The following is a 20,536-nucleotide window of genomic DNA, read 5'->3' as shown; positions in this document are numbered from 1 at the left end:
TCGGCGGTTCTTTCAAAAAGGCCACGCCAGCATATCGACCTATTCCTCGGTGGCTGGCGTATCGCCACGTCGCCTGGCCCTGGTTCTGGCTGGATTGGCGGCGTCTGGCGTCGTCCTGTTTCTCTTCACTTCGTGCTTCGGCCGCACCTCGTCCGAATCCTCTCTCGACGCCATGGCGTCTGCCTCGGCGGCTTCGAATCCGGTTTCTTCCGCCGCGTCCATGGTTATGAACACCGTTTTACCCGAGCTGGAAGACGGTACGACAAGCTCGGGACTGGTGCACCGATCGCTGTCCAGCGCTGCTCTGGAACAATCGCTGCCGCTGCTCGGACAAGCGGAAGCGCGCCTGATTCGTATCTACCAATTGATCAGCCAGGCCGAACGCCATGAGGCGCTCAAAGAAGCCGAATCGCTGGTCAGTGACTACCCCAACTTTCACCTGGCCAACCTCGTTCTCGGAGATTTGCTGAGCGTCTATACGCGCCCTGTTCGCCAGTTGGGTGATGTGCCAGATACCAAGGCCATCGCTGCGACCGAGCAGCTCGAAGTGTTGCGTGAACAATCGCGTCGCCGGTTGCTGGCATTGACGGAGCGCCCGCCGGAAAACAGTGTTCCATCCCAGTTCCTGGGTTTGTCGACCCAAAGCAGGCATGCGATTGCTGTCGATGCTTCGCGCTCTCGCCTCTATCTCTTCGAGAACACCCGAGGGGATGGGAAGTCCACAGCCTCCCAAATGAAGCTGGTCGGTGACTACTACATCTCCGTAGGCCAGTCAGGCGTCGACAAAACGTCGGAAGGCGATTTGCGCACACCGGTTGGCGTCTACTACATCACCAGCAGCCTGGATGCCGCCAAGCTGCCCGATCTGTACGGTTCAGGCGCTTTGCCGATCAACTACCCCAACGCGCTTGATTTGCAGCGCGGTAAAACCGGTAGTGGGATATGGCTCCATGGCTCGCCATCGGAACAGTTTGCACGCTCCCCTCAGGCCTCCGAAGGCTGTGTGGTGCTGTCCAACCAAGATCTGGAAACGCTGCTGGGCAAAGTCAAGATTCGAACCACCCCAGTGGTGATCGCCACCGAACTGCGCTGGGTCGCTCCTGAGGCTCTGACGGCTGAGCGTGACAAATTTGAGAAGACGCTGGAAGCCTGGCGCACCTTGAAGAGTCAGGGCAATCTGGACCAGCTCAAAACGTTCTACTCGTCCCGCTTTGACAACCAAGGTCAGAAGCTGGCCGAATGGTGGCCACAGATCGAGGGGGAGGTGCGCACACTGGGATCACGAGACCTCGAACTCAAAGACCTCTCGGTCCTGAACTGGCGCGACAAGGACGACACCATGGTCGTGACGTTTGGTGAAGTTCCCGTGGGCAAAACCCGTGGCATGACCAAGCGCCAATACTGGATGCTGGAAGGCAACGAATGGAAAATTTTCAACGAAGGAACGGTTTGATGCCCAAAACCCTTGCAAAACAAGCCCCGATAGGCTCGCTCGTGCGCCGCCACCTTGGTGCCGTGCTGCTCGCCGGTTTGACAGCCTGCGCCCTGCCGTTTGCGGCCCAAGCCGCCGACAGCGCAACCCAGCCCAGGGTGCGCCTGACCACGTCAATGGGCGATATCGTGCTCGAACTCGACGCGACCAAAGCACCCAAGTCAGTAGAAAATTTTGTCCAATATGTACAAGACAAACACTACGACGGCACGGTATTCCATCGGGTGATAAACAACTTCATGATCCAGGGTGGCGGTTTTGACGCTGACATGAAGCAAAAAGCGACCCGAGGCCCCATTCCTCTGGAAGCCAGCAATGGCCTGAAGAACAACAAAGGCACCGTTGCCATGGCCCGGACCGCCAACCCCAACTCGGCTACCGCCCAGTTCTTTATCAATGTAGTCGACAACGATGCGCTCAACGCACCGAGTCCTGATGGCCACGGCTACGCCGTATTCGGCAAGGTGGTTGATGGCATGGGCGTGGTCGACAAAATCAAAACCGTTCCAGTCGCTAACAAAGGCATGAATCAAAACGTGCCCATGCAACCCGTCACCATCCTCAAAGCCACTCTGGAGAAATAACACCATGGCCAACCCAAAAGTTGAACTGCACATCGCCAACCATGGCGTCATCACCCTCGAACTCGACGCAGAAAAAGCACCTCTGTCGGCCGCCAACTTCCTGTCGTATGTCAACAAGGGACACTACAACAACACCGTTTTCCACCGCGTGATACCTGGCTTCATGGCGCAAGGCGGCGGATTCGAGCCGGGCATGAATCAAAAGCCCACCGATCCCCCGATTCAAAACGAAGCCAACAACGGCCTGAAGAACGATCTCTACACTGTGGCCATGGCCCGAACGAGTGACCCCCACTCGGCCAGTGCCCAGTTTTTCATCAACGTCGCAAACAATGGCTTTCTGAACCACACCGCCACCAACGCTCAGGGCTGGGGCTACGCCGTGTTCGGCAAGGTCGTGGACGGGACCGACATTGTCAAGAAGATCGAAGGCGTCGCCACGGGCCGCAAAGGCTTCCATGACGACGTGCCGATGGAAGACGTCGTTATCGAAAAAGCCGTCGCGATCTGAGCTTGGGGTCATCGACCCCGAACGCATGACCGATACCGCAGTCGACCGCTTGACTCCCTGGCGCGCACCCGCCCCGTGGCAAGCGGTCGATTTCATTTCCGACCTTCATTTGCAGAGCGCCGAACCCGCGACCTTTGAGCGCTGGCGTGCCTTCATGCAGCGTCCGCTGACCGCCCACGCCGATGCATTGGTCATCCTTGGTGATTTTTTTGAGGTATGGGCTGGCGATGATCTGCTTCAAGCTGAAGCGCCCTCTGAAGCCCGTGATTTCGCCCAAACTTGCGTTGATCTGCTGAAGACTCACAGCACCCATCGACCCATCTTTTTCATGCATGGCAACCGGGACTTCCTGCTTGGATCTGATGCCATGTCTGCCGCTGGCATGTCCGAGTTGGCCGATCCCACGCTGCTTGAAATGCATGGCAAGCGCTGCCTGCTCACCCATGGCGACGCGCTGTGCCTGGATGACACCGAATACCAGTCCTTTCGGTCGATGGTCCGCAGCCCCGAATGGCAAGCCCGGTTTCTCTCGCGACCGCTGAAAGAGCGTCTGGCCATCACACGACAGTTGCGTGAACAAAGCGAAGCAAAAAAAATGGCCAGCGGGCAAGACACCGCTACATGGGCCGACGTCGATTCCACGGCCGCCCGCCAATGGCTCAATGCAGTCAATGCCACGGTCTTGATTCACGGTCATACCCACCGCCCTGACGTCCACGACCTTGGCTCTGGATTGGAGCGAATGGTTCTCAGCGACTGGGATGCCTCCGCAACCCCCCCCCGTGCGGAGGTGCTGCGCTGGGATTTGCAAGGGCTTCGCCGCATCGCCATTTGAAAACCGGCGCACCATGAACCTATTGCAGCAATGGCTGCCGCGTGGCTGGCGGCGTATGCCCGCGTTACCTGAGCCCGTGTGGCGGGCCACGGTCGAAGCCCAGCCGTTCTTGCGCAACCTGTCGATGCCCGAACTCAAACGGCTTGAGCGCCTCTGTCGCCACTTCCTGCTGGAGAAAGCCTTCTACGGTGCACACAACCTGGTTGTCACCGATGCCATGGCGCTGAGCATCGCCGCTCAGGCCTGCCTGCCACTGTTGCACCTGCCCGGCCCCGGGCAACCCGACCTTCAAAGCAAACCATGGCATTCGCTCGATTGGTATGACGACTTTGTCGGCATCGTCGTGCAACCCGACGCTGCCGTTGCCAAGCGCAAAGTAACCGATGCCAGCGGCGTGGTGCACCACTACCGCGAAACCCTTGCCGGCGAAGCCATGCAAGGCGGGCCGGTGATGCTGAGTTGGGCCGAAGTCGCGCGCGCGCCATGGGCGGCCGAGGCTGGCAGCAACGTGGTCATTCATGAGTTTGTCCACAAAATGGACATGCGCGGCACGACCCGGGGCCAAACAGCAGATGGAGCCCCCGACTGGAGCAATGCGTGCCTGGGGTCTCTGAAAGGCGCGCCAGCAAGAGCCCACTGGCAGGCAACCATGAACACCGCCTTTGAGGCCTTCAAAGAGGCTTTGAACATGTCGGAGCGCTTTGGGGCGGACAAACCGTGGCTCGATGCCTATGGCGCGACTCAGCCAGGTGAGTTTTTCGCGGTGACCTGCGAGGCATACTTCGTCAACAGGCAGCGCTTTGAACAGGAGTTTCCCTCGCTCCTTGCGCTTTATGACAGCTTCTTCAAACCCGAAGCCCTGAACAGGTGAAGTCCAGGGCCACTTCGCATGAGGCGCTCAACGCTTCAGCAACACCTTCAACACGGTTTGCAAACGCCTGGCCACTGCCGCGTCATACCCACCAGCCAACACCTTGGCCACGTCTTGTGACCAGGTTTCAGCCGGCGCGGGATCGTTGCGACGGGTGAGCAATTGCAGTTGCAACATGCGCCGCTCACTCAGGAACTCGGCAGGCGTGGGCGTTTCGGCGGCCATTTCCAGGCGCAACAAGGTCTCCGGCGAGGCCTTGCCAGGGGCGACTGACAGGCTTTGACTCCAGGCGCCACGCGTTGCTGCATTCACCCGTGAACCCAAAGCCTGCGCCGTTGGCAACTGCTCAACATCACGCTCTTCCCAGGCCTTGAACAGCTGGGTCAAGACTTCGCCGTGGGCCTGCGCTGCCAGCTTGCGCAGCGCCGCTTCGGCGTGCTCCACAGCATTGCGTTGAGCCCGAAAAGCCGTATCCCCCAGACGGGGAGCCATGGGACCACGGGACTCCCGGTCCGGCCGGTCACCCCAACGCCCACTTTCGGCGCCACCACGGCCAGGGCCACCGCGCCCAGCGCCAGGCCCATTGCGCGCATCGCGGCCACTGCCCCGACGATCATCGCGACCCGCAGGCTCGGCCTTCTTCATACCCGGACGGTCGTCGCCACGCACGGCAACCACTTTTTTGACCGGGGCTGGCTTGGGCGCTGGCGGGGCTTCAGGCGAAGCTGTCACAACGCCCTCGGCAGGCCCTTCAACAGGTGCGTCAGCCGTATCGCCTTGAGGCTCACTTTGCAGTTCGCCGGGTGCATCCGGCTGTGTGCCATCGGAGGCAGCTGCTGGCACTGCCGCGGGAACGGGAGCAGGAGCCGGTGTCGCGGCACGGGCTTCGGCCTGACCACGCAGTGCGCTGTCCAGTGCATCCATGGCCGCTCGAATAGCTTGGGCATCTTCGGTTGCAGTGGCAGCATCCAGGGCTTTCGAAGCCACCAACACCCGCTGATCGTGCTCATTGAGTTCCGTGGCGGCACGCTCGCGTTCACTGCTCTTGCGAGAAAACGCTTCATCAATGGGCTGGCGGAATGCTTCCCAAAGCTTTTGCTCTTGTTTGCGATCCAGCGGTACGGCATGCGCTTCCGCTTGCCAACGCTGCTGCAGAGCCTTGACGGCATCGATGCGCAACTGAGGTGCAGCGCCCATGACGGTTGCCTCTTCAATCAGCGCGCGGCGCCGCTCAACACTTTGCTTCTGGGCCGTCTCAAGCCCCGAATGTGCGGCAGACATGGCCGTTTTCCAGAGTGGCTGCAATTCGGCAAACGCCTTTTCGCTCAAATGGCCCGCACCACGCCAACGCTCAGAGAACGCATGCAACTCGCGAACCTGGGATTTCCAGTCGGTATTGTCCGCATGGGCTTGGGTCCAGGCCTTGAGTTCGTCAATGATCGCCATGCGCTGCGCTTTGTGCTCATCCGCCTGCTGACGCACCTGAACGAGCCAGGTTTCAACCAGCTTGTGAGCCGCCGTGCAGGCCTCATCGAAGCGCTTCCACAGGGCGTGATTGGGCAATCCGCCCTGGTCGGTGGTCTTCCACTGGTCGCGCAGGTTTCGCAACGTTTCCTGCATTTTTCGACCGCCCAGGCGCTGGCCTTCCGGCGCTTGCAGCAAACCCTCAGCCTTTGCCACCAGCTCTTCACGCAATTGGTCGGCGCGCCAGCGTTGCCAGTCGCCAAGGTCGCCCGCCTCCTTGAGTGCCGCGTGTGCACGGGCCTCTTGCTCGGGGCCAATCAAGCGGCTGTGGGTTTTGACCACATTGCGCACATCGGCCGCAGCCTTGGGCGTGGCCTTGCCATGGCCTTCGGCCACTTCCCGCTCCAGCACCACGATCGCTCGCTCGAATTCGGCCATAACCTGGGCCCGGTGCTCTTGGGAAGCCTTGCCATCGCGCTCGGATTTTTGCGCCAGGGCTGCAGCAGGCTCGCCGCGTGCAACACGCAATTCATCGGCCCAAACAGGGACCGCCGGCAACGGCGCCTGAGGATCGCTTTCCGCCGCCACGGCTTGCGCCAACGCTGCTTCAAATGCGTCCCAGACAACCTGAAGCTGGCTGCGCGACCCTTCCAGCATGGGTGGGAACTTGGGTTCGACGCTGGCCCATTGGGGGTCGTCACTCAGTGTGCTGGCCTGCAACTGCCAGGCGGCCACATCCTCTCCCAAAGCGGGGGCAGACTTCTGTGCATCCCGCCAGGGTTTGGTCGACATCACCTCGATACGTTGTGCCATCAACACCGCCGACTCGCGCTCCACCTGCACACGGTGCTGCAAATCTTCAATGGCTTTAACCCGCTCAACCAGGGACGCCTTCAGGCTCGACAGCGGCTCGCGAGACAGAGGCGCGCCTGCCCGAGCAGCATCACGCTGCCAAGCCATGGCATCCGCCAAATTGAGGCGCGGGTGATCGAGCAGGCCCTGGGCTTTGGCAGCCCAGTCGGCCGCAATGGCCTCTTGTGCTTTCAGGCGTTTGTGCTCGTCCAACTTCTCCTTCAATGGTTTGGCAGCCCCACGGTCGCGCTGTGACAACTCCTTGAACACCTCGCTCATTTCCTCGTGGCTGGGTTCTTTGGCCAACCAGTCGCGCACCCGCGCGGCCCTCTCACCAGAGGTAGGCGCCGAAAACGCGCCGCCCGTGAGTTCATCCAGCGGATGGTTGGTGGCAAGGTTGGACTTGGGAGAAACAGGCGTATTCACAACAGATTCCGTGACTGGGGCTGGGGGGTGGCTTTGCGATTAAAAATCAGCGACGTGCCAATAACAAGGGCAACAGTGAGGTCAGGCGCAGCGTTTGCTGCAACGGCCAACCCGCATATTGTCGCCGCTGTTGGCCCACACAGGCAAAGCGCACGACAAAGAAGAAGCCCCGGCGAAACCAAAGGCTTGCCGGGGCTGACGGCGGGCATAAAACCCTTGCCGTAGCTTGGGATGGCAAGAGAGATTCGTCTCGCCAACCCGGGAGCAAAAGATTGCTCCTATGGTGCGCCATCGTCAGTGAGACACTGCTTTTGGCTCATGCCAGTCTGGAACCGGCAGCCCGAGCTTACGCCAGCATCCCGAAGGGCTCAAGCGAAATCCCTCCTCAACGAATAGGGTTTGTCAATCACATAAGGCATACGATTGATACACGCTACACCCTTCAGGTAAAGGTGGCCAGCTCCATCGCATCCGATCAACGGCACCCCAATTATGGTGATGGCCTTTCGCTCAATGCAGGGTTCAACTCGCCGCTAGCAAAGTCAAAGCACTCCCTTCATTCGAAAATTCTTAGATCAAAAAGTTGTTAAAGATTCATCTTTTACAATTGACTAGGCATGTAACAGCCCATACGATCCGGCCAGTTCGTTCTGATTGCGGGTTAACCCGAGGTATCTTGCGCAAAGGCAGACACCCGACCACCGCGATTTCTCCGGCCCCATTTGCCGAGTGACACAGAACCAAGAGACACACCCCTTTGCACTGAACCGCTCGATATGAGTGGCCCTTTGTACGTCAGGAGAAACGCATGAGTCCCAAATTGAACAGCGCCAGCAGGAGCGCCCCCAAGTCCCCGTTGCGCATGGCATTGAGTGATATGTACAACGGCTTCGTCGGTTTTACCCACAATGGCATGGCCATGACCGGCATGCTGCTGGCCATGGTGGTGATTGCTTTGAGCGCGCGGCCAGACCTGCGCCAGGAAACCGAACGCCAGTTGTTGACCTGGTTGCAAGACCGGCAGGACTCCGAAATGGTGGCCTCGCAAGAACCCGTCATCACGGCCGAGCCCGATGCGGCCGAGCGCGCCACAGCCCTTCATCCCACCAACCTCCCCAAGCAACAGGCCAACGTCGCTTACTGGCTGAGCCGGAAATACCGCGTGGCGCCCGAACCGCTTGGTGTTCTGGTGGCGGAAGCCTTCGAAGTGGGCGAGCGGGTTCGACTCGACCCCACGTTGCTCTTGGCCGTGATGGCGATCGAATCGCGCTTCAACCCGTTCGCACAAAGCCCTGTGGGCGCCCAAGGGCTGATGCAAGTCCTCACCCGGGTACATACCGACAAATACGAAGACTTCGGCGGCCGGCTGGCCGCCTTTGACCCCGTGTCAAACCTGCGCGTAGGCGCCCGCGTCCTGCATGATTGTGTCAAGCGCGCCGGATCGATCGAAGGCGGCTTGCGCTTGTACGTGGGTGCTGTGACGACCGATGGCAGCGGGTATATCAACAAGGTCATGGCGGAGCATCTGCGCATCCAGAGCGTTGCCTTGGGCAAACCCATGCCAAGGGTGTTTCCCATTTACCGCCCTGCACCGGTGATCGAAGCGCCAGCAGCGCCATCCATGGATACGGCCGCGTTGACAGAACCCAGCGCCGAAGCCATCGAAACCCTCACGACGCCCAAGCCCATCATCAACGTCGACACCGTGGTCAAACCCAAGAGCGATACCGAGACCGTCGCGCTGGTTCGCTCCTGAAGCGCATCCGAGGCTCAAGCTCGGATAAACTCAGCACGGTACGCAACTGGCGATAGGTGCGCTCAACACGACGGTCTCTGGCCTCGTCGGAGCGCAACCGACGTGGCCCCTGGAACCGGCGTTGACCGCCCTACCCTCCAGATCACCACGGGGAAGCGTACCGCCTCCGGATCATTGGACCCGAAGGTGTTCAGCCGTTCGCCTGGGCAGCCCTTGTCAACATGCACAGGGATTTTCGTCTTCACAGGACTGCCACCATGTACGACCGCAACATCCTCATCGAGCAAACCGACCCCGAGTTGTTTGCAGCCATCCAGGCCGAAAACGCGCGCCAGGAACACCATATCGAGCTGATCGCCAGCGAAAACTACGCCTCGCCCGCCGTCATGGCCGCGCAGGGCACCCAGCTCACCAACAAATACGCCGAGGGCTACCCAGGCCGCCGCTACTACGGCGGTTGTGAGCATGTTGACGTGGCCGAGCAACTCGCCATCGATCGTGTGAAGCAACTGTTCGGGGCCGATGCCGCCAACGTGCAAGCCCACTGCGGCGCCTCGGCCAACGAAGCCGTGTTCCTCGCCTTTCTGAAGCCCGGCGACACCATCATGGGCATGAGCCTGGCCGAAGGTGGTCACCTGACCCACGGCATGGCCCTGAACATGAGCGGCAAATGGTTCAACGTGGTCAGCTACGGCCTCGACGCCAACGAAGCCATCGACTACGACGCCATGGAGCGCAAGGCCCACGAATCCAAGCCCAAGCTCATCATCGCCGGCGCCTCGGCATACAGCCTGCGCATCGATTTCGAGCGTTTTGCCAAAGTGGCCAAAGACGTGGGCGCGATCTTCATGGTCGACATGGCCCACTATGCCGGCCTGATCGCAGCCGGCATCTACCCCAACCCCGTGCCCCACGCCGATGTCGTGACCTCCACCACGCACAAAAGCCTGCGTGGCCCGCGCGGCGGCCTGATTCTGATGAAGGCCGAACACGAAAAGGTCATCAACAGCGCCATCTTCCCCGGCCTGCAAGGCGGCCCGTTGATGCATGTCATCGCTGCCAAGGCCGTGGCATTCAAGGAAGCGCTCCAGCCTGAGTTCAAGGTCTACCAGCAGCAAGTGCTGAAAAACGCCCAGATTGTGGCCGACACCCTGACCGAACGCGGCCTGCGCATCATCAGCGGCCGCACCGAGAGCCACGTCATGCTGGTCGACCTGCGCGCCAAGGGCATCACCGGCAAAGAAGCCGAAGCCGTGCTGGGCAGCGCCCACATGACGATCAACAAGAATGCCATCCCCAACGACCCCGAAAAGCCCATGGTCACCAGCGGCGTGCGCATCGGCACCCCCGCCATGACCACCCGCGGCTTCAAGGACGAAGAAGCCCGCGCCACCGCCCACCTGATCGCCGACGTGCTGGACAACCCGCGCGATCCGGCCAACATCGAGGCCGTGCGCGCCAAGGTCAACGCCCTGACTGCCCGCTTCCCGGTGTACAAGTGATCCGTGGTGGTTGCGGGCAAACACCCGCGCCACCCACCGGCCGCCCGACTGCGCCCAGGCCATCGGGCGGCTTTTTTTCCACTGCGTTCAGAATGGCCATCCCATGAAATGCCCTTTTTGCGGACACCTGGAAACCCAAGTCGTCGAGACCCGGATCTCGGAAGATGCCGACTTTATCCGCCGCCGCCGCCAGTGCGGTCACTGCGAGAAGCGGTTCACCACCTACGAGCGCCCTGAGGTCAACTTTCCCACCGTGGTGAAAAAAGACGGGCGCCGCGTCGAGTTTCTCCCTGCCAAGCTACATGCCTCGTTCGCGTTGGCGTTGCGCAAACGGCCAGTCAGCATGGAGCAGGTTGACGCAGCCATCGAGCGCATAGAAGAAAAGCTGCTGAACCTTGGCGCGCGTGAGATTCAGGCCAACAAAATTGGTGAAATGGTGATGCGGGAACTAAAAAAACTCGACAAAGTGGCCTATATCCGCTTTGCCAGCGTCTACCGAAGCTTTGAAGACATCGATGATTTCCGGGCTCTGGTGGATGAAGTGCGGCGCTGAAAAGCGATGTCCATGCGGCAACATGGCTGCCGTTATTTACATACCCACAATTGAGTAGGTATTAAGAGTCCATACCAACCATTATTAGTAAACTTAAAGTTTACACAATGGAGGTATGGGATGCTGAAATACAACCAAAAAGCCTGCACACGTTCACCGTTACGCGGCTTCACGCTTGTCGAGCTGCTCATCACCATGGCCGTATTGGCCATACTCTTGGGCTTGGCGGTGCCCACATTGGGCGGCATGCTGGCAAAGTGGCACCGGGATAGCGCAACGCGAGCCATCGTCAGCCACTTGCAACTGGCCAGGGCCGCCGCAATCAAATCAACGCGGCGCGTCATCATGTGCAACAGCATCGATGGAACACAGTGTGCAGAGGCCTCTCAAAGGGAGTGGTCAAGCGGGTGGCTGGTTTTTCAAGACGACAACACCAACAAGGTGCTCGACGCCGATGACACCGTGATTGCCGTCACAGGTCCATTGGCTGGCATCGCCAGCCTGAGGTCTTCAAACGGGGTTCGACAATTTGTTTTCATGCCAAGTGGCCTCATGGCTTCCGGCATGAGCAGCCTGGTTGTCGTGCCTCGCACAGGCCATCCGATGCGTATCATCATCAACCGTATCGGACGGCTTCGGCTCAGCGAAGACCAAACCTAAAGGCAAAAAAGGAATACCTTTTACCGCTCAGACATTCGAAAGCAACCGCACGTCAGCGCACCTCAAAAACGGCCTGAATGACCGATACATTGCAGTACGGAGCTGCAAATTGAAAATCTCACACCACCTTCCATCGACGCGGCCAAGCTTGGTCAAAGGCTTCACGCTGATCGAGTTGATGATCACGATTGCGATCGTTGCCATTTTGGGTACATTGGCCTACCCCAACTACAGCGAGTTTGTTCGGAACTGGCGAAGAGACAGTGCGTCCCGCGCGCTGACCGCAGATTTGCAACTCGCCCGCACCGAATCGATCAAAACGTCAAGGCAGGTTGTTGCCTGCCCAACCATCAACGGGACGGCCTGTGCAGGCACCAGCGAGTGGAACACGGGATGGATTCTGTATGTCGACCTCAATGCAGACCAAGCCATCGACGCGGACGATCGCGTTCTGAAAGTCAACGGAGCCGTGTCTGGCACCGCTTCCATGACGGGAGACGGCGGCATCACCAGCCTGATTTTCCTGCCCAGCGGTCTGCTCGGTTCGGCCGCAACGACGATCACCGTGACGCCCTATGGCGCACTCACCACGACCAAAGTCAACCGGGTTGCCATCAGCCGCACGGGTCGCGCAACCACTTCAACAGGACCCATCTGATCCATGACCAACGCACCCGTTAAGGCCCGTTCGCCATCGGCTTCTGCCCCGCAGGCATCTTTGCGTCAATCAGGCTCCAGCCTGATTGAAGTGCTGGTGGCCATCTTGTTGGTTTCGGTTGGTCTGCTGGGCATCGCTGGCCTGTCCGGCGCCACCTTCAGCTACAACAAAACGTCCCAACTGCGCCTGACTGGCTTGGCACTGGTCAACGATTACGCCGACCGGGCCAGGGTCAACGTGTATGGCTACGACCTAGGGAACTACAACATCGCCCTGTCGGCCACCGCACCCACTGGAACACCCAGCTACCTGCCCAACGTAGCCACAGACACAGACGCGGCCGCGGCCGCGGCCGCGGCCAATGTGGCGCAGTTTGACCGTCAGGACTTCCTCAACGCCGTCGCGAGCCGCCTGCCCGGCGGCGATGCGGTTGTGGTCAGCAGCCCCACCGCTGCAGCCCGGGACATGGACGTCTGGATTCTCTGGACGGACCCACAAGCAACCGCCGGCGTCGGGTTCGCGGGCTCTTTGTTCGAGGCCGGGCAAGGCAACTGCCCGTCAACGCTGACAACCGCTGAGCAGGCCATTTACAGCTGCATGTATTTCAAGGTGGACCTGTGAAAAAATCTACTGCCATGCTGCTTCAGCAGCGCACTCGAATTCACCAGGCTGGCGTCAGCCTGGTGGAACTGATGGTTGCCATGACCATCGGCCTGTTTCTCATGGGTGCTGTTGGCATCATCTACGTCAACACATCCTCCACATCTCGCTCCAGCACGCTGGAGTCCCAGATGAATGAAGATGCTTCGCTGGCACTGGAGATCCTGCAGCAACAAATTCGGCTGGCAGGCTACTCCACCATAGGCGCCACCGGAGCAAGGAATTTTTCAGGCTCAGCGGTTCGAGGCTGTGACGGCGGCTTTGGTACTGCCGGCGCCAACAACGGCGGCACCCTTGCATTCAGCGCGCTGACATGTGACAGCGGCACCGGACCCGACGCACTTGCGGTTCGGTACGAAGGCACCGTGCTCAACAGCCAGTTGGCCGACGACTCCAGCGCCCCACCCGTAAAGAGACCCGCCAATTGCAGCCACAACGGCATAAACAATTGGGTCGCCGGTGCCGCCGAAGGCAGCGCCCTGCCCATCGCCCTGGCCGACAACCGCTACTACATCGCCAACGATGCCAACAACGTGCCTTCCTTGTTCTGCAAAGGTCGCGATGGCAGCGCAGGCACCGGGTTCAGTGCCGCAGCAGCCTTGATACCCAATATCGAAGACATGCAGATCCGCTACGGCATCACCAACGCATTTGGCGCCACAGGCACCAATGTTCCGCATCAAATAACCGCTTACGTGGATGCAGGAGACGCTGAGCTGGGCAACACAGTGGCCGACATACCCAACTGGGCTCGCGTCACGGCGATTCGAATCTGCCTCTTGGCCCGCACCGCCAACCCCGTTCCACCGGGCAGCAACGATTTCGCCGATCTTGGCCAATACACCGACTGCAGCGGTACCGTGCAAACCAACACCGACCGTTTTCTGCGGCGCGCCTACGTGACCACCATCAATCTGCGCAACATGCGTCCAAGGATACCGGCTTCCTACGAGCCTGGCCGAAACCCATTCAGCGACGATTCGTAGACACAGCCCACTCCCGCTTCAAAGACACAACGCCATGCGACCACTTCGCCCATATTCCAGACAACGCCAACGCGCATCGGGCATCGTCTTGCCCGTCGCATTGATCATGCTGGTGATCGTCTCCTTTGCGGGACTCATTGCTGCGCGCAATTCGGCCACATACGAGCAGTTTTCCAACAATTTGCGAACCAACCAGTTTGCCCGCCAGACAGCCGAGGCCGCCCTGCACTACTGCGAACGTGTCGCCATCAGCACGGTCGACACCGTGGGGCCGCAATTTCCCCTCGTCACGCCAAAAATCTTTACCACGGCTGTGGCCTCTGATGATCCAACGGTTGTGCAAACAGCCGAATGGAACACCAAGAGTCGGTGGGCGGCCACCGAGCCCAACCTGATCACGGTGACCTTGAACAACAGCAGCGGCGTACAGGCATCAGCCCAGACCAAGAACAACCCCTCCTGCATTGTTCAGCAGATGGCGGGCGACCGATTTCTCATCACCTCGCGAGGGCTCTCAAACGACGCCGTTGTCGCGGCCGATGGCAGCCTCAGCTCGGGCTCTGAAGTCTGGCTGCAGTCTGTGCTGACCCCTGGCATACCGACGGTCACAGCCGCTCACGGCGTAGAGCAACCGCTTTGATCCGAATTTGAAAGAGAAGAGAGTCACAGATGAACACCTCATTCCACCGTATTCCCAGCCTGGTTGTCTTTGCCTCGGCGTTGCTTGGCAGTTTGCTTTCGACACAGGTAGCCGCTCAACCGGCTCAAAAACCCCTGCTGACCAACCAGTCGGGTGCGCTTCCCAACCTGATGGTTGCACTGGACAACTCCGGCTCCATGGCATTTCCATACCATGAGGCCTACTACATCCTGTTCAACGACAACAACCCCCATAACCTGTCATATTGCACCGGGGGAAACCAGGCGCTTGAGCCCACTGGCTCCTGGGTGGTCAATGGCATGGTCGACTTCACCCGCCCGGTCAACCAGCGCTGCGCAAACTCGACCAGAACGTTCTGGACAACCGACAACGGCACGCCCTTCGCTGCAACCCCGGTGATTCAAAATGCGTGGACTGCTCAACGCTCTGCCGATCTGAATCCGGTTTACTACGACCCCCGAACCACCTATGCACCAAGGGTTGGACCTGACTACGCCCCCCTGACGCGCGACGCCTCCGTTCAGTTTGTATCCAACCAGGGTGGTTACACCAATGCAGCCGGCTTTTTTTACCGGGTGTACCGCAATCCTCTCAATGGAGATTTGTACACCACGAACGTGCAAAAACCCAATGGCATGCTCTACAGGGCCGACAACGACCTGACCCAGGCGAAAACGTCCATACAGGCTGCGCCCTTCTGGGCGAACGCCCTGAATGACGTGTACTCGCTCTCAGTGCAAACCCCGTTTCCGACCCATCTGGAACACAACGCGACCACTGCCGCCACGCCCTCTTTCCAGTATGCGTTCTGTCGTGACGCGCTCGGCGCCTCCACGGTACAAAAAGACCGCAACAACATGGACGTTGGCTGCTCCAGCGTGCGGAATCCGCCGTATGCGACATCGGCAGCAGGAAGCCTGACCACGGTGCTCGCACCAGGAAACCCGGCCGCGGCAACAAACATCATCACCCTGCCGCCTGACAACAGCCGAACCGACTGCGGAACCGCTCCCGCGACCCAATGCACCAATGCCCAGGAAGTCAACAACATTCTGAACTGGTACCACTGGTACAGCACCCGCGTGCTGGCGACCAGCACGGCCATTGGCCAGTCCCTGGCCGCGGACAATATTCAGAACAAGATTCGCATCGGCTACATGCCGATCAACGACCTCACGCGCAATACCACCAGCAGTGACATTCGCATGGCCCAGACGCCCGGAACGGTCACCAACATACCTGATCTGGTTCGCGGCGTTCGCACGCTCGCCACCGACACCACAACCCCAACGGTGGACAGTCAACGCCTGTACCGATTCCTCAACAGCACAGTGGCACGCGGGGGCACCCCGCTGCACAACGCAGTCACCCAGGTTGCGACCTACTACGGCGTACCCAGCGGTACCGCGGAAAACCCTTGGTCCACCAACCCGGCCCAGCCCGCCAGCACGGGCAACCCCGAAATGACCTGCCGCAGGTCTTTCAACCTGCTGTTTTCAGACGGCAGCTGGACCCAGAGCTATGCCCCTGCGGCAGGCTCCGACTACGACAACATCAATGGCCCCACTTTCAGCCAGTTGCAGCCCGACGGCAGCAACAAGACGTATCGCTACCTGCGCCTGGGCGACGATACCGTTACCGGGCGGGCGAAATACATACCGTACCCAAGCACCTCCAGAGGTGGTCTGGCCGACCTGACGGCGCAGTACTTCTGGCACACCGACCTGCGGCCCGGGCTGGACAACTTCATCAAGACCCGCCAAGGCCAGCCCACCTTCTGGCAAAACATGACCACCTACACGGTCGGCTACTTCGTGCAACCCACGGCTGAAGTCACCGGTGGGGCGGGCCTCTCATTCCAGCGCATCAACCAATACCAGACCCAATACACAACGTCCGGCTATGCATCCGCGGTGAAGCCCGTATGGCCAACGGGCAACCTCGTCACCGGCGGCACAACCCAGGAGCTGGTTGACGACTTCATTCAGGCGGGCTACACCGGTGGTGGACGCGCGTTCAGCGCCAAATCTTCTGATGACGTTCGGCGAATTTTTGACACCATCGTGGCTGAAATTCTCAGCTCTTCCGGCACCGATGCCGGTGTGTCCGTCAGTGGTGGCGCCAACAACTCCACCCTGTCAGCCAGCGGCAAATACACCGTCTCGTACCAAACCCTGGACAACTCCGGTGAAGTCAGTCTGCTGGAACTGGATCCCGCGACCGGCAATGAGACAGGCACGGTTGTCTGGAGGGCATCGGCCTTGATTCCATTGCCTGGTGCACGCCGCATCTTCTCCATGACGGGCAACAACACCTCGGTGCCCTTCAGCGGGCGGTTCGACGCCCTTCCAACGGATATCCGGAGCGCGATCAGACAAGGTCCCTATGCGGCGCGCGTGCCTAACGACGCCTCTTTCGTCAACTACCTGCGCGGCGACAATTTTGCGACGGACACCGCTGGCACCCTGTTTCGCCAACGAACCTCCTTGATTGCAGCCATGGTCAACCCACCCTCCGTCTACATGGGTGATGGCCTTGACTATGTCTACGATGGTGATGCCAGCGGCGGTGTGGAAGGCCGTGGCAGCTATGGCAACTATGTGGGGCGCAAAAAAGCCACCACCGCCGTGGCCCCATTGACCACCGCCTACCACCCATCGCTCTTCATCGCCACCAACGGTGGCATGGTGCATGCTCTCGACGCCCGCAACGCCAACCCTGCCACTACGACGGCAGGCCACGAGCAGGCCGCGTTCATGCCTCGCCGCAGTCTTTCACACATGCTGAACTTCGCAAACGAGCCCTACAGCTTCGAGTATGTTCTGGATGGCCCCATCTCGGAAAACGACGTGTTTGATAGAACGATCGCGCCCGCTGCTGTTGCCGATGAATGGACAGCCTGGCGCCATATGGGTATCGGCACCGGCGGTCGAGGTTCCAAGTTGATCTATGCGCTCCGGTCGCCCATCCACCCGGGCAGCAACCCCAACCGCATCCCGAACCAGGAAGACTTCATGTGGGAAACCGGCGCTGACCGCATAGACACGTTCAACGATGGCGACGGCGAAGACGTCACACTGGGTTACATCGCGAACTCGGCACGAACGGGCCAGACGGAAGACCAGGGCAGCAGCAGCGAGATTCGCGGCAAGTGGATCGTCGCCGTCAACAATGGCCACTACAACGGTGAGCCCAACGGTGAAAAGACGGGGCTGGTGGTGCTTGACGCGCTGACAGGCGAAGTCATTCGCACCATTCCGATTCCCGTGGTCGCTGGACAACCACCCAACCGGGGCCTCAGCGGTGTGACGCTGCTGAGGGACTACACCACCAACACCCGGGTGACCGCGGCCTACGCTGGCGACGCCAACGGCAACCTTTGGCGCTTCACCCTTCTGGGCGACCCCAGCACCTGGAGACTCACCTACAACGAGCCCTTGTTCACCGTGCCAGGCAACCGGCCGATCTTCGGGCATCCAGCTTGGCAACCATGGTCCGACAGTTCGGTCAACGAAGGTTTCATGGTCGTCTTCGCCACCGGCATGGCCCTGGAAGAAAGCGACATTGAAGACCTTGGAGCACAATCGATTTACGCCATCTGGGACAAAACGGATGTGTATGGCCAACGCATAGGAACAGCCCCCTTCCCTCCGGTTACCGCGCAGGAAAGCGACCTGCAAGAGCAAAACGGACTGGCTTCCGATTGCACAACCAGTCTTGGTGAAACTTTCTGCCGGATCACAGACAACCCGATCAACTGGAGCACCCAGCGTGGCTGGCGCCTGCCTCTGGGCTGGTACAACGGGCAAGCTGCCGGCGAGCGCAGCATCGCTGACGTGCAAAACGTGGGGCGCAAAGTGCTCATCACGACCACAGAATTGCACCCTGCAGCAAGCGGCGAAATGTGCTCCATTTCCGATTTGCCTGGCAACTTCATCTATGTGTTGGACGTGCTGACGGGCTCGCGCAGCAGCAGCCGCTCCTTTGATGTGTCGGCCCCGAGGGATGGCTCGCTGGAAGATTACGCGGTGGCTTACAAACCTGCTGGCGGTTTTTCACGTGGCGTCAGCGTGACATTGCGCAGGACAACACTGGACGGCACCTTGCTCCCGACAGAGACACCCACAACCTCCACGGACGCAGGGGACCCCTACGTTGCAGTCTCTTCAGAACGCACAGGCGTCGGTTTTGAGGCCCATGGTGAGTCGGCGATTGCTTCGAAGAACGCCACCAAGTGTCAAAACACCCGCGGCACCATTCTGGGCACGGCAACCGGATCGGTTCAGTTTGGTACCGAATGCCCAACCACCGCCTGGACCCGCACCCAGTTCCAGCTCGGATCACCTCCATCGAATTGAATGGCGCCGTTATGAAAATGTCCGATAAATACATGCCGATTCAGAGCCTCAGGGCAGAACGAGGCTTCACCCTGATCGAGTTGATGATCGTGGTTGCGATCATTGGCGTTCTGGCTGCGCTCGCCTTCCCGTCGTACAAGGAGTCGGTGGCCAAGTCGCGACGGGCTGACGCACAACGCGCATTGATGGAAGCGGACCAATACATGCGTCGCTACTTCAGTTCGAGAGACACCTTCGAGGGAGCAAACATCACGGACGCCGGTCTTGGGGTTTCGCCCCGTCTTGGGTCCGACGGTTCGAGCACGCCCGCCTACAACATCGAGCTGCTGGAGGCCGGGGCTGTCGTCGCGACCACAACAGCCGCCTCCACGACCACCTACACCTTGCGAGCCACACGCACAGGCAGCATGGCGGAAGACCGCTGCGGTGACTTGACGGTCACGAACACCGGCGCCAAGACCATCAGCAACAACGCCACCGGTACCACCATCGCGGACTGTTTCAAGGCTTCGTGATCACCCAACCGGAGACTGTTGGCTCGCACCATGCAGCGGCGCCTCACAACCTCCTGAGGTCGGCGCTCGACCTTGCGCGAGACGCCTTGCTGCTTTCGAACCCCAACCCCAGGGTGGGCTGCGTTCTGAGCGAGGCATCCGGCAAGGTCATCGGCTCAGGCCATACCCAGCAAGCTGGCGGCCCTCACGCCGAGGTCATGGCGTTGCGCCATGCCAGGATGGAAGGCTTCAACACGCGGGGCTGCACCGCGTTCGTCACGCTGGAGCCCTGCTCCCACCATGGCCGAACCCCTCCCTGTTGCGACGCGCTGATTGAAGCGGGTGTCGCCCGCGTGGTGATCGCCACGCTGGATCCCAACCCCCTCGTGGCCGGGAAAGGGGTCGAACGCCTTCGCGCGACAGGCATGGACGTCGAAGTGTTGCCTGCCGACAGCCCCGAAGCCGTGCAAGCGCGCGAGCTCAACATCGGTTTTTTCAGCCGCATGGTCCGCGGCACGCCCTGGGTTCGTCTGAAGTCCGCGATGTCGCTGGATGGCACCACCGCGCTGAACAACGGCGCAAGCCAATGGATCACTGGCGAGGCGGCCCGGACCGATGGCCATGCCTGGCGGGCGCGTGCCTGCGCGGTCTTGACGGGCATCGGCACCGTGCGCGAAGACGATCCCATGCTGGATGTGCGGTTGGTCGAGACGCCGCGCCAGCCCCATCTGGTGATCGTGGACAGCCGCCTGGAAACGCTGCCCACTGCCCGCCTGTTTGGAAAAACCACCCCGCAACGCCGCATATTCATCTACTGTGCGGTGGACAACGCCGAGCGCCGGGCGGCGCTGGAAGCACGGGGGGCGGTGGTTGTTCACATGCCTGGAACACCAACGACCACCGAGAGCAAGGTGGATCTGGCGGCCATGTTGAGCGACCTTGGGCGACGCGAGGTCAACGAACTGCATGTGGAAGCCGGCCATGGGCTGCATGGATCGCTGATTCGAGAAGGCCTGGTTGATGAGTTTCTGGTGTATCTGGCACCTCAACTGCTTGGGCCTGGCAAGGGCATGGCCAATCTGGCCCCTTTGAGCCAGCTCCAGGACGGCGTTCAACTGGCATTTGGCCCTGTGAGCCAGGTGGGCAACGACCTGCGCATACCCGCCCGCGTCGCCGGGCGGGATGCCTTCCTGCGCGCTTGAGCACCCTTTGA

At 60.3% G+C, this 20,536-nt stretch carries 17 protein-coding genes and 1 riboswitch; of the genes, 16 read left to right on the top strand and 1 reads right to left on the bottom strand.

All coding sequences use genetic code 11. The annotated features are described in order from the left end of the window. The first annotated feature begins 220 nt into the window (after window positions 1–220). Genes LPB072_RS08875 through LPB072_RS08855 form a run of 5 tightly spaced genes read left to right on the top strand, consistent with a single transcriptional unit; the run spans window position 221 to window position 4,293 of the window. Window positions 221–1,453: a L,D-transpeptidase family protein gene (locus tag LPB072_RS08875; RefSeq protein WP_197508931.1), complete on the top strand. Its 1,233-nt coding sequence runs from the start codon at window positions 221–223 to the stop codon at window positions 1,451–1,453. After that, the gene (locus LPB072_RS08870; protein ID WP_066094335.1) at window positions 1,453–2,076 is read left to right on the top strand and encodes a peptidylprolyl isomerase; all 624 of its coding nucleotides are present in this window, start codon (window positions 1,453–1,455) and stop codon (window positions 2,074–2,076) included. The genes LPB072_RS08875 and LPB072_RS08870 overlap by 1 nt, the downstream gene beginning before the upstream one ends. A 4-nt stretch (window positions 2,077–2,080) precedes the next feature. Continuing rightward, a complete protein-coding gene (locus LPB072_RS08865; RefSeq protein ID WP_066094332.1) occupies window positions 2,081–2,587 on the top strand; it encodes a peptidylprolyl isomerase in 507 nt (168 codons plus the stop codon). A gap of 25 nt (window positions 2,588–2,612) precedes the next feature. Continuing rightward, the gene (locus tag LPB072_RS08860) at window positions 2,613–3,422 is read left to right on the top strand and encodes a UDP-2,3-diacylglucosamine diphosphatase (RefSeq protein ID WP_066094329.1); all 810 of its coding nucleotides are present in this window, start codon (window positions 2,613–2,615) and stop codon (window positions 3,420–3,422) included. A gap of 13 nt (window positions 3,423–3,435) precedes the next feature. After that, window positions 3,436–4,293, top strand: coding sequence for a M90 family metallopeptidase (locus LPB072_RS08855; RefSeq protein WP_066094326.1), 858 nt, complete (start codon window positions 3,436–3,438; stop codon window positions 4,291–4,293). A gap of 27 nt (window positions 4,294–4,320) precedes the next feature. Here LPB072_RS08855 and LPB072_RS08850 read toward each other — a convergent pair whose 3' ends face one another. Continuing rightward, complete coding sequence (locus tag LPB072_RS08850; RefSeq protein ID WP_066094323.1) at window positions 4,321–7,035, bottom strand: DUF349 domain-containing protein; 2,715 nt, start codon at window positions 7,033–7,035, stop codon at window positions 4,321–4,323. A gap of 808 nt (window positions 7,036–7,843) precedes the next feature. Between LPB072_RS08850 and LPB072_RS08845 the strand changes: the two genes are divergently transcribed. From LPB072_RS08845 to ribD, 11 genes are all read left to right on the top strand, one after another. Then, window positions 7,844–8,791, top strand: a complete 948-nt coding sequence (locus LPB072_RS08845) for a lytic transglycosylase domain-containing protein (protein ID WP_066094320.1) — start codon at window positions 7,844–7,846, stop codon at window positions 8,789–8,791. Window positions 8,792–8,823: 32 nt separating this feature from the next. Beyond that, window positions 8,824–9,006, top strand: a riboswitch (ZMP/ZTP riboswitch). 42 nt (window positions 9,007–9,048) lie between these two features. Further along, window positions 9,049–10,293 carry a serine hydroxymethyltransferase gene (gene glyA, locus LPB072_RS08840; protein WP_066094316.1) on the top strand — a complete coding sequence of 415 codons (1,245 nt, stop codon included), beginning with the start codon at window positions 9,049–9,051 and terminating at the stop codon, window positions 10,291–10,293. Window positions 10,294–10,396: 103 nt separating this feature from the next. After that, complete coding sequence (gene nrdR / locus LPB072_RS08835) at window positions 10,397–10,846, top strand: transcriptional regulator NrdR (protein ID WP_066094313.1); 450 nt, start codon at window positions 10,397–10,399, stop codon at window positions 10,844–10,846. A 120-nt stretch (window positions 10,847–10,966) separates the two neighbouring features. Further along, window positions 10,967–11,506: a GspH/FimT family pseudopilin gene (locus tag LPB072_RS08830; protein WP_066094311.1), complete on the top strand. Its 540-nt coding sequence runs from the start codon at window positions 10,967–10,969 to the stop codon at window positions 11,504–11,506. 109 nt (window positions 11,507–11,615) lie between these two features. After that, window positions 11,616–12,164 carry a GspH/FimT family pseudopilin gene (locus tag LPB072_RS08825; protein WP_157559263.1) on the top strand — a complete coding sequence of 183 codons (549 nt, stop codon included), beginning with the start codon at window positions 11,616–11,618 and terminating at the stop codon, window positions 12,162–12,164. A 3-nt stretch (window positions 12,165–12,167) separates the two neighbouring features. Beyond that, complete coding sequence (gene pilV, locus LPB072_RS08820; protein WP_066094305.1) at window positions 12,168–12,785, top strand: type IV pilus modification protein PilV; 618 nt, start codon at window positions 12,168–12,170, stop codon at window positions 12,783–12,785. Then, complete coding sequence (locus LPB072_RS08815) at window positions 12,782–13,810, top strand: PilW family protein (RefSeq protein WP_157559262.1); 1,029 nt, start codon at window positions 12,782–12,784, stop codon at window positions 13,808–13,810. Before pilV ends, LPB072_RS08815 begins: the two co-directional genes overlap by 4 nt. Before the next feature lie 34 nt (window positions 13,811–13,844). Further along, a complete protein-coding gene (locus tag LPB072_RS08810) occupies window positions 13,845–14,450 on the top strand; it encodes a pilus assembly PilX family protein (RefSeq protein WP_157559261.1) in 606 nt (201 codons plus the stop codon). 29 nt (window positions 14,451–14,479) lie between these two features. After that, window positions 14,480–18,829, top strand: a complete 4,350-nt coding sequence (locus LPB072_RS08805) for a pilus assembly protein (RefSeq protein WP_066094295.1) — start codon at window positions 14,480–14,482, stop codon at window positions 18,827–18,829. A gap of 11 nt (window positions 18,830–18,840) precedes the next feature. Further along, complete coding sequence (locus tag LPB072_RS08800) at window positions 18,841–19,344, top strand: type IV pilin protein (RefSeq protein ID WP_269148706.1); 504 nt, start codon at window positions 18,841–18,843, stop codon at window positions 19,342–19,344. 86 nt (window positions 19,345–19,430) lie between these two features. Further along, window positions 19,431–20,525, top strand: coding sequence for a bifunctional diaminohydroxyphosphoribosylaminopyrimidine deaminase/5-amino-6-(5-phosphoribosylamino)uracil reductase RibD (gene ribD, locus LPB072_RS08795; protein WP_331245839.1), 1,095 nt, complete (start codon window positions 19,431–19,433; stop codon window positions 20,523–20,525). Window positions 20,526–20,536: the final 11 nt, after the last annotated feature.

The organism is Hydrogenophaga crassostreae (assembly GCF_001761385.1).
Taxonomy (GTDB): Bacteria; Pseudomonadota; Gammaproteobacteria; order Burkholderiales; family Burkholderiaceae_C; genus Hydrogenophaga; species Hydrogenophaga crassostreae.
This window is presented reverse-complemented; position numbering and strand designations above follow the sequence as displayed.

What these genes read in the sequence shown, in the direction of transcription:
- pilV (WP_066094305.1), top strand. Translation starts at nt 12,168, where the DNA reads ATGACCAACGCACCCGTTAAGGCCCGTTCGCCATCGGCTTCTGCCCCG.
- LPB072_RS08800 (WP_269148706.1), top strand. Translation starts at nt 18,841, where the DNA reads ATGAAAATGTCCGATAAATACATGCCGATTCAGAGCCTCAGGGCAGAA.
- LPB072_RS08855 (WP_066094326.1), top strand. Translation starts at nt 3,436, where the DNA reads ATGAACCTATTGCAGCAATGGCTGCCGCGTGGCTGGCGGCGTATGCCC.
- LPB072_RS08830 (WP_066094311.1), top strand. Translation starts at nt 10,967, where the DNA reads ATGCTGAAATACAACCAAAAAGCCTGCACACGTTCACCGTTACGCGGC.
- LPB072_RS08865 (WP_066094332.1), top strand. Translation starts at nt 2,081, where the DNA reads ATGGCCAACCCAAAAGTTGAACTGCACATCGCCAACCATGGCGTCATC.
- LPB072_RS08845 (WP_066094320.1), top strand. Translation starts at nt 7,844, where the DNA reads ATGAGTCCCAAATTGAACAGCGCCAGCAGGAGCGCCCCCAAGTCCCCG.
- LPB072_RS08810 (WP_157559261.1), top strand. Translation starts at nt 13,845, where the DNA reads ATGCGACCACTTCGCCCATATTCCAGACAACGCCAACGCGCATCGGGC.
- LPB072_RS08805 (WP_066094295.1), top strand. Translation starts at nt 14,480, where the DNA reads ATGAACACCTCATTCCACCGTATTCCCAGCCTGGTTGTCTTTGCCTCG.
- LPB072_RS08870 (WP_066094335.1), top strand. Translation starts at nt 1,453, where the DNA reads ATGCCCAAAACCCTTGCAAAACAAGCCCCGATAGGCTCGCTCGTGCGC.
- LPB072_RS08875 (WP_197508931.1), top strand. Translation starts at nt 221, where the DNA reads ATGGTTATGAACACCGTTTTACCCGAGCTGGAAGACGGTACGACAAGC.
- glyA (WP_066094316.1), top strand. Translation starts at nt 9,049, where the DNA reads ATGTACGACCGCAACATCCTCATCGAGCAAACCGACCCCGAGTTGTTT.
- LPB072_RS08860 (WP_066094329.1), top strand. Translation starts at nt 2,613, where the DNA reads ATGACCGATACCGCAGTCGACCGCTTGACTCCCTGGCGCGCACCCGCC.
- nrdR (WP_066094313.1), top strand. Translation starts at nt 10,397, where the DNA reads ATGAAATGCCCTTTTTGCGGACACCTGGAAACCCAAGTCGTCGAGACC.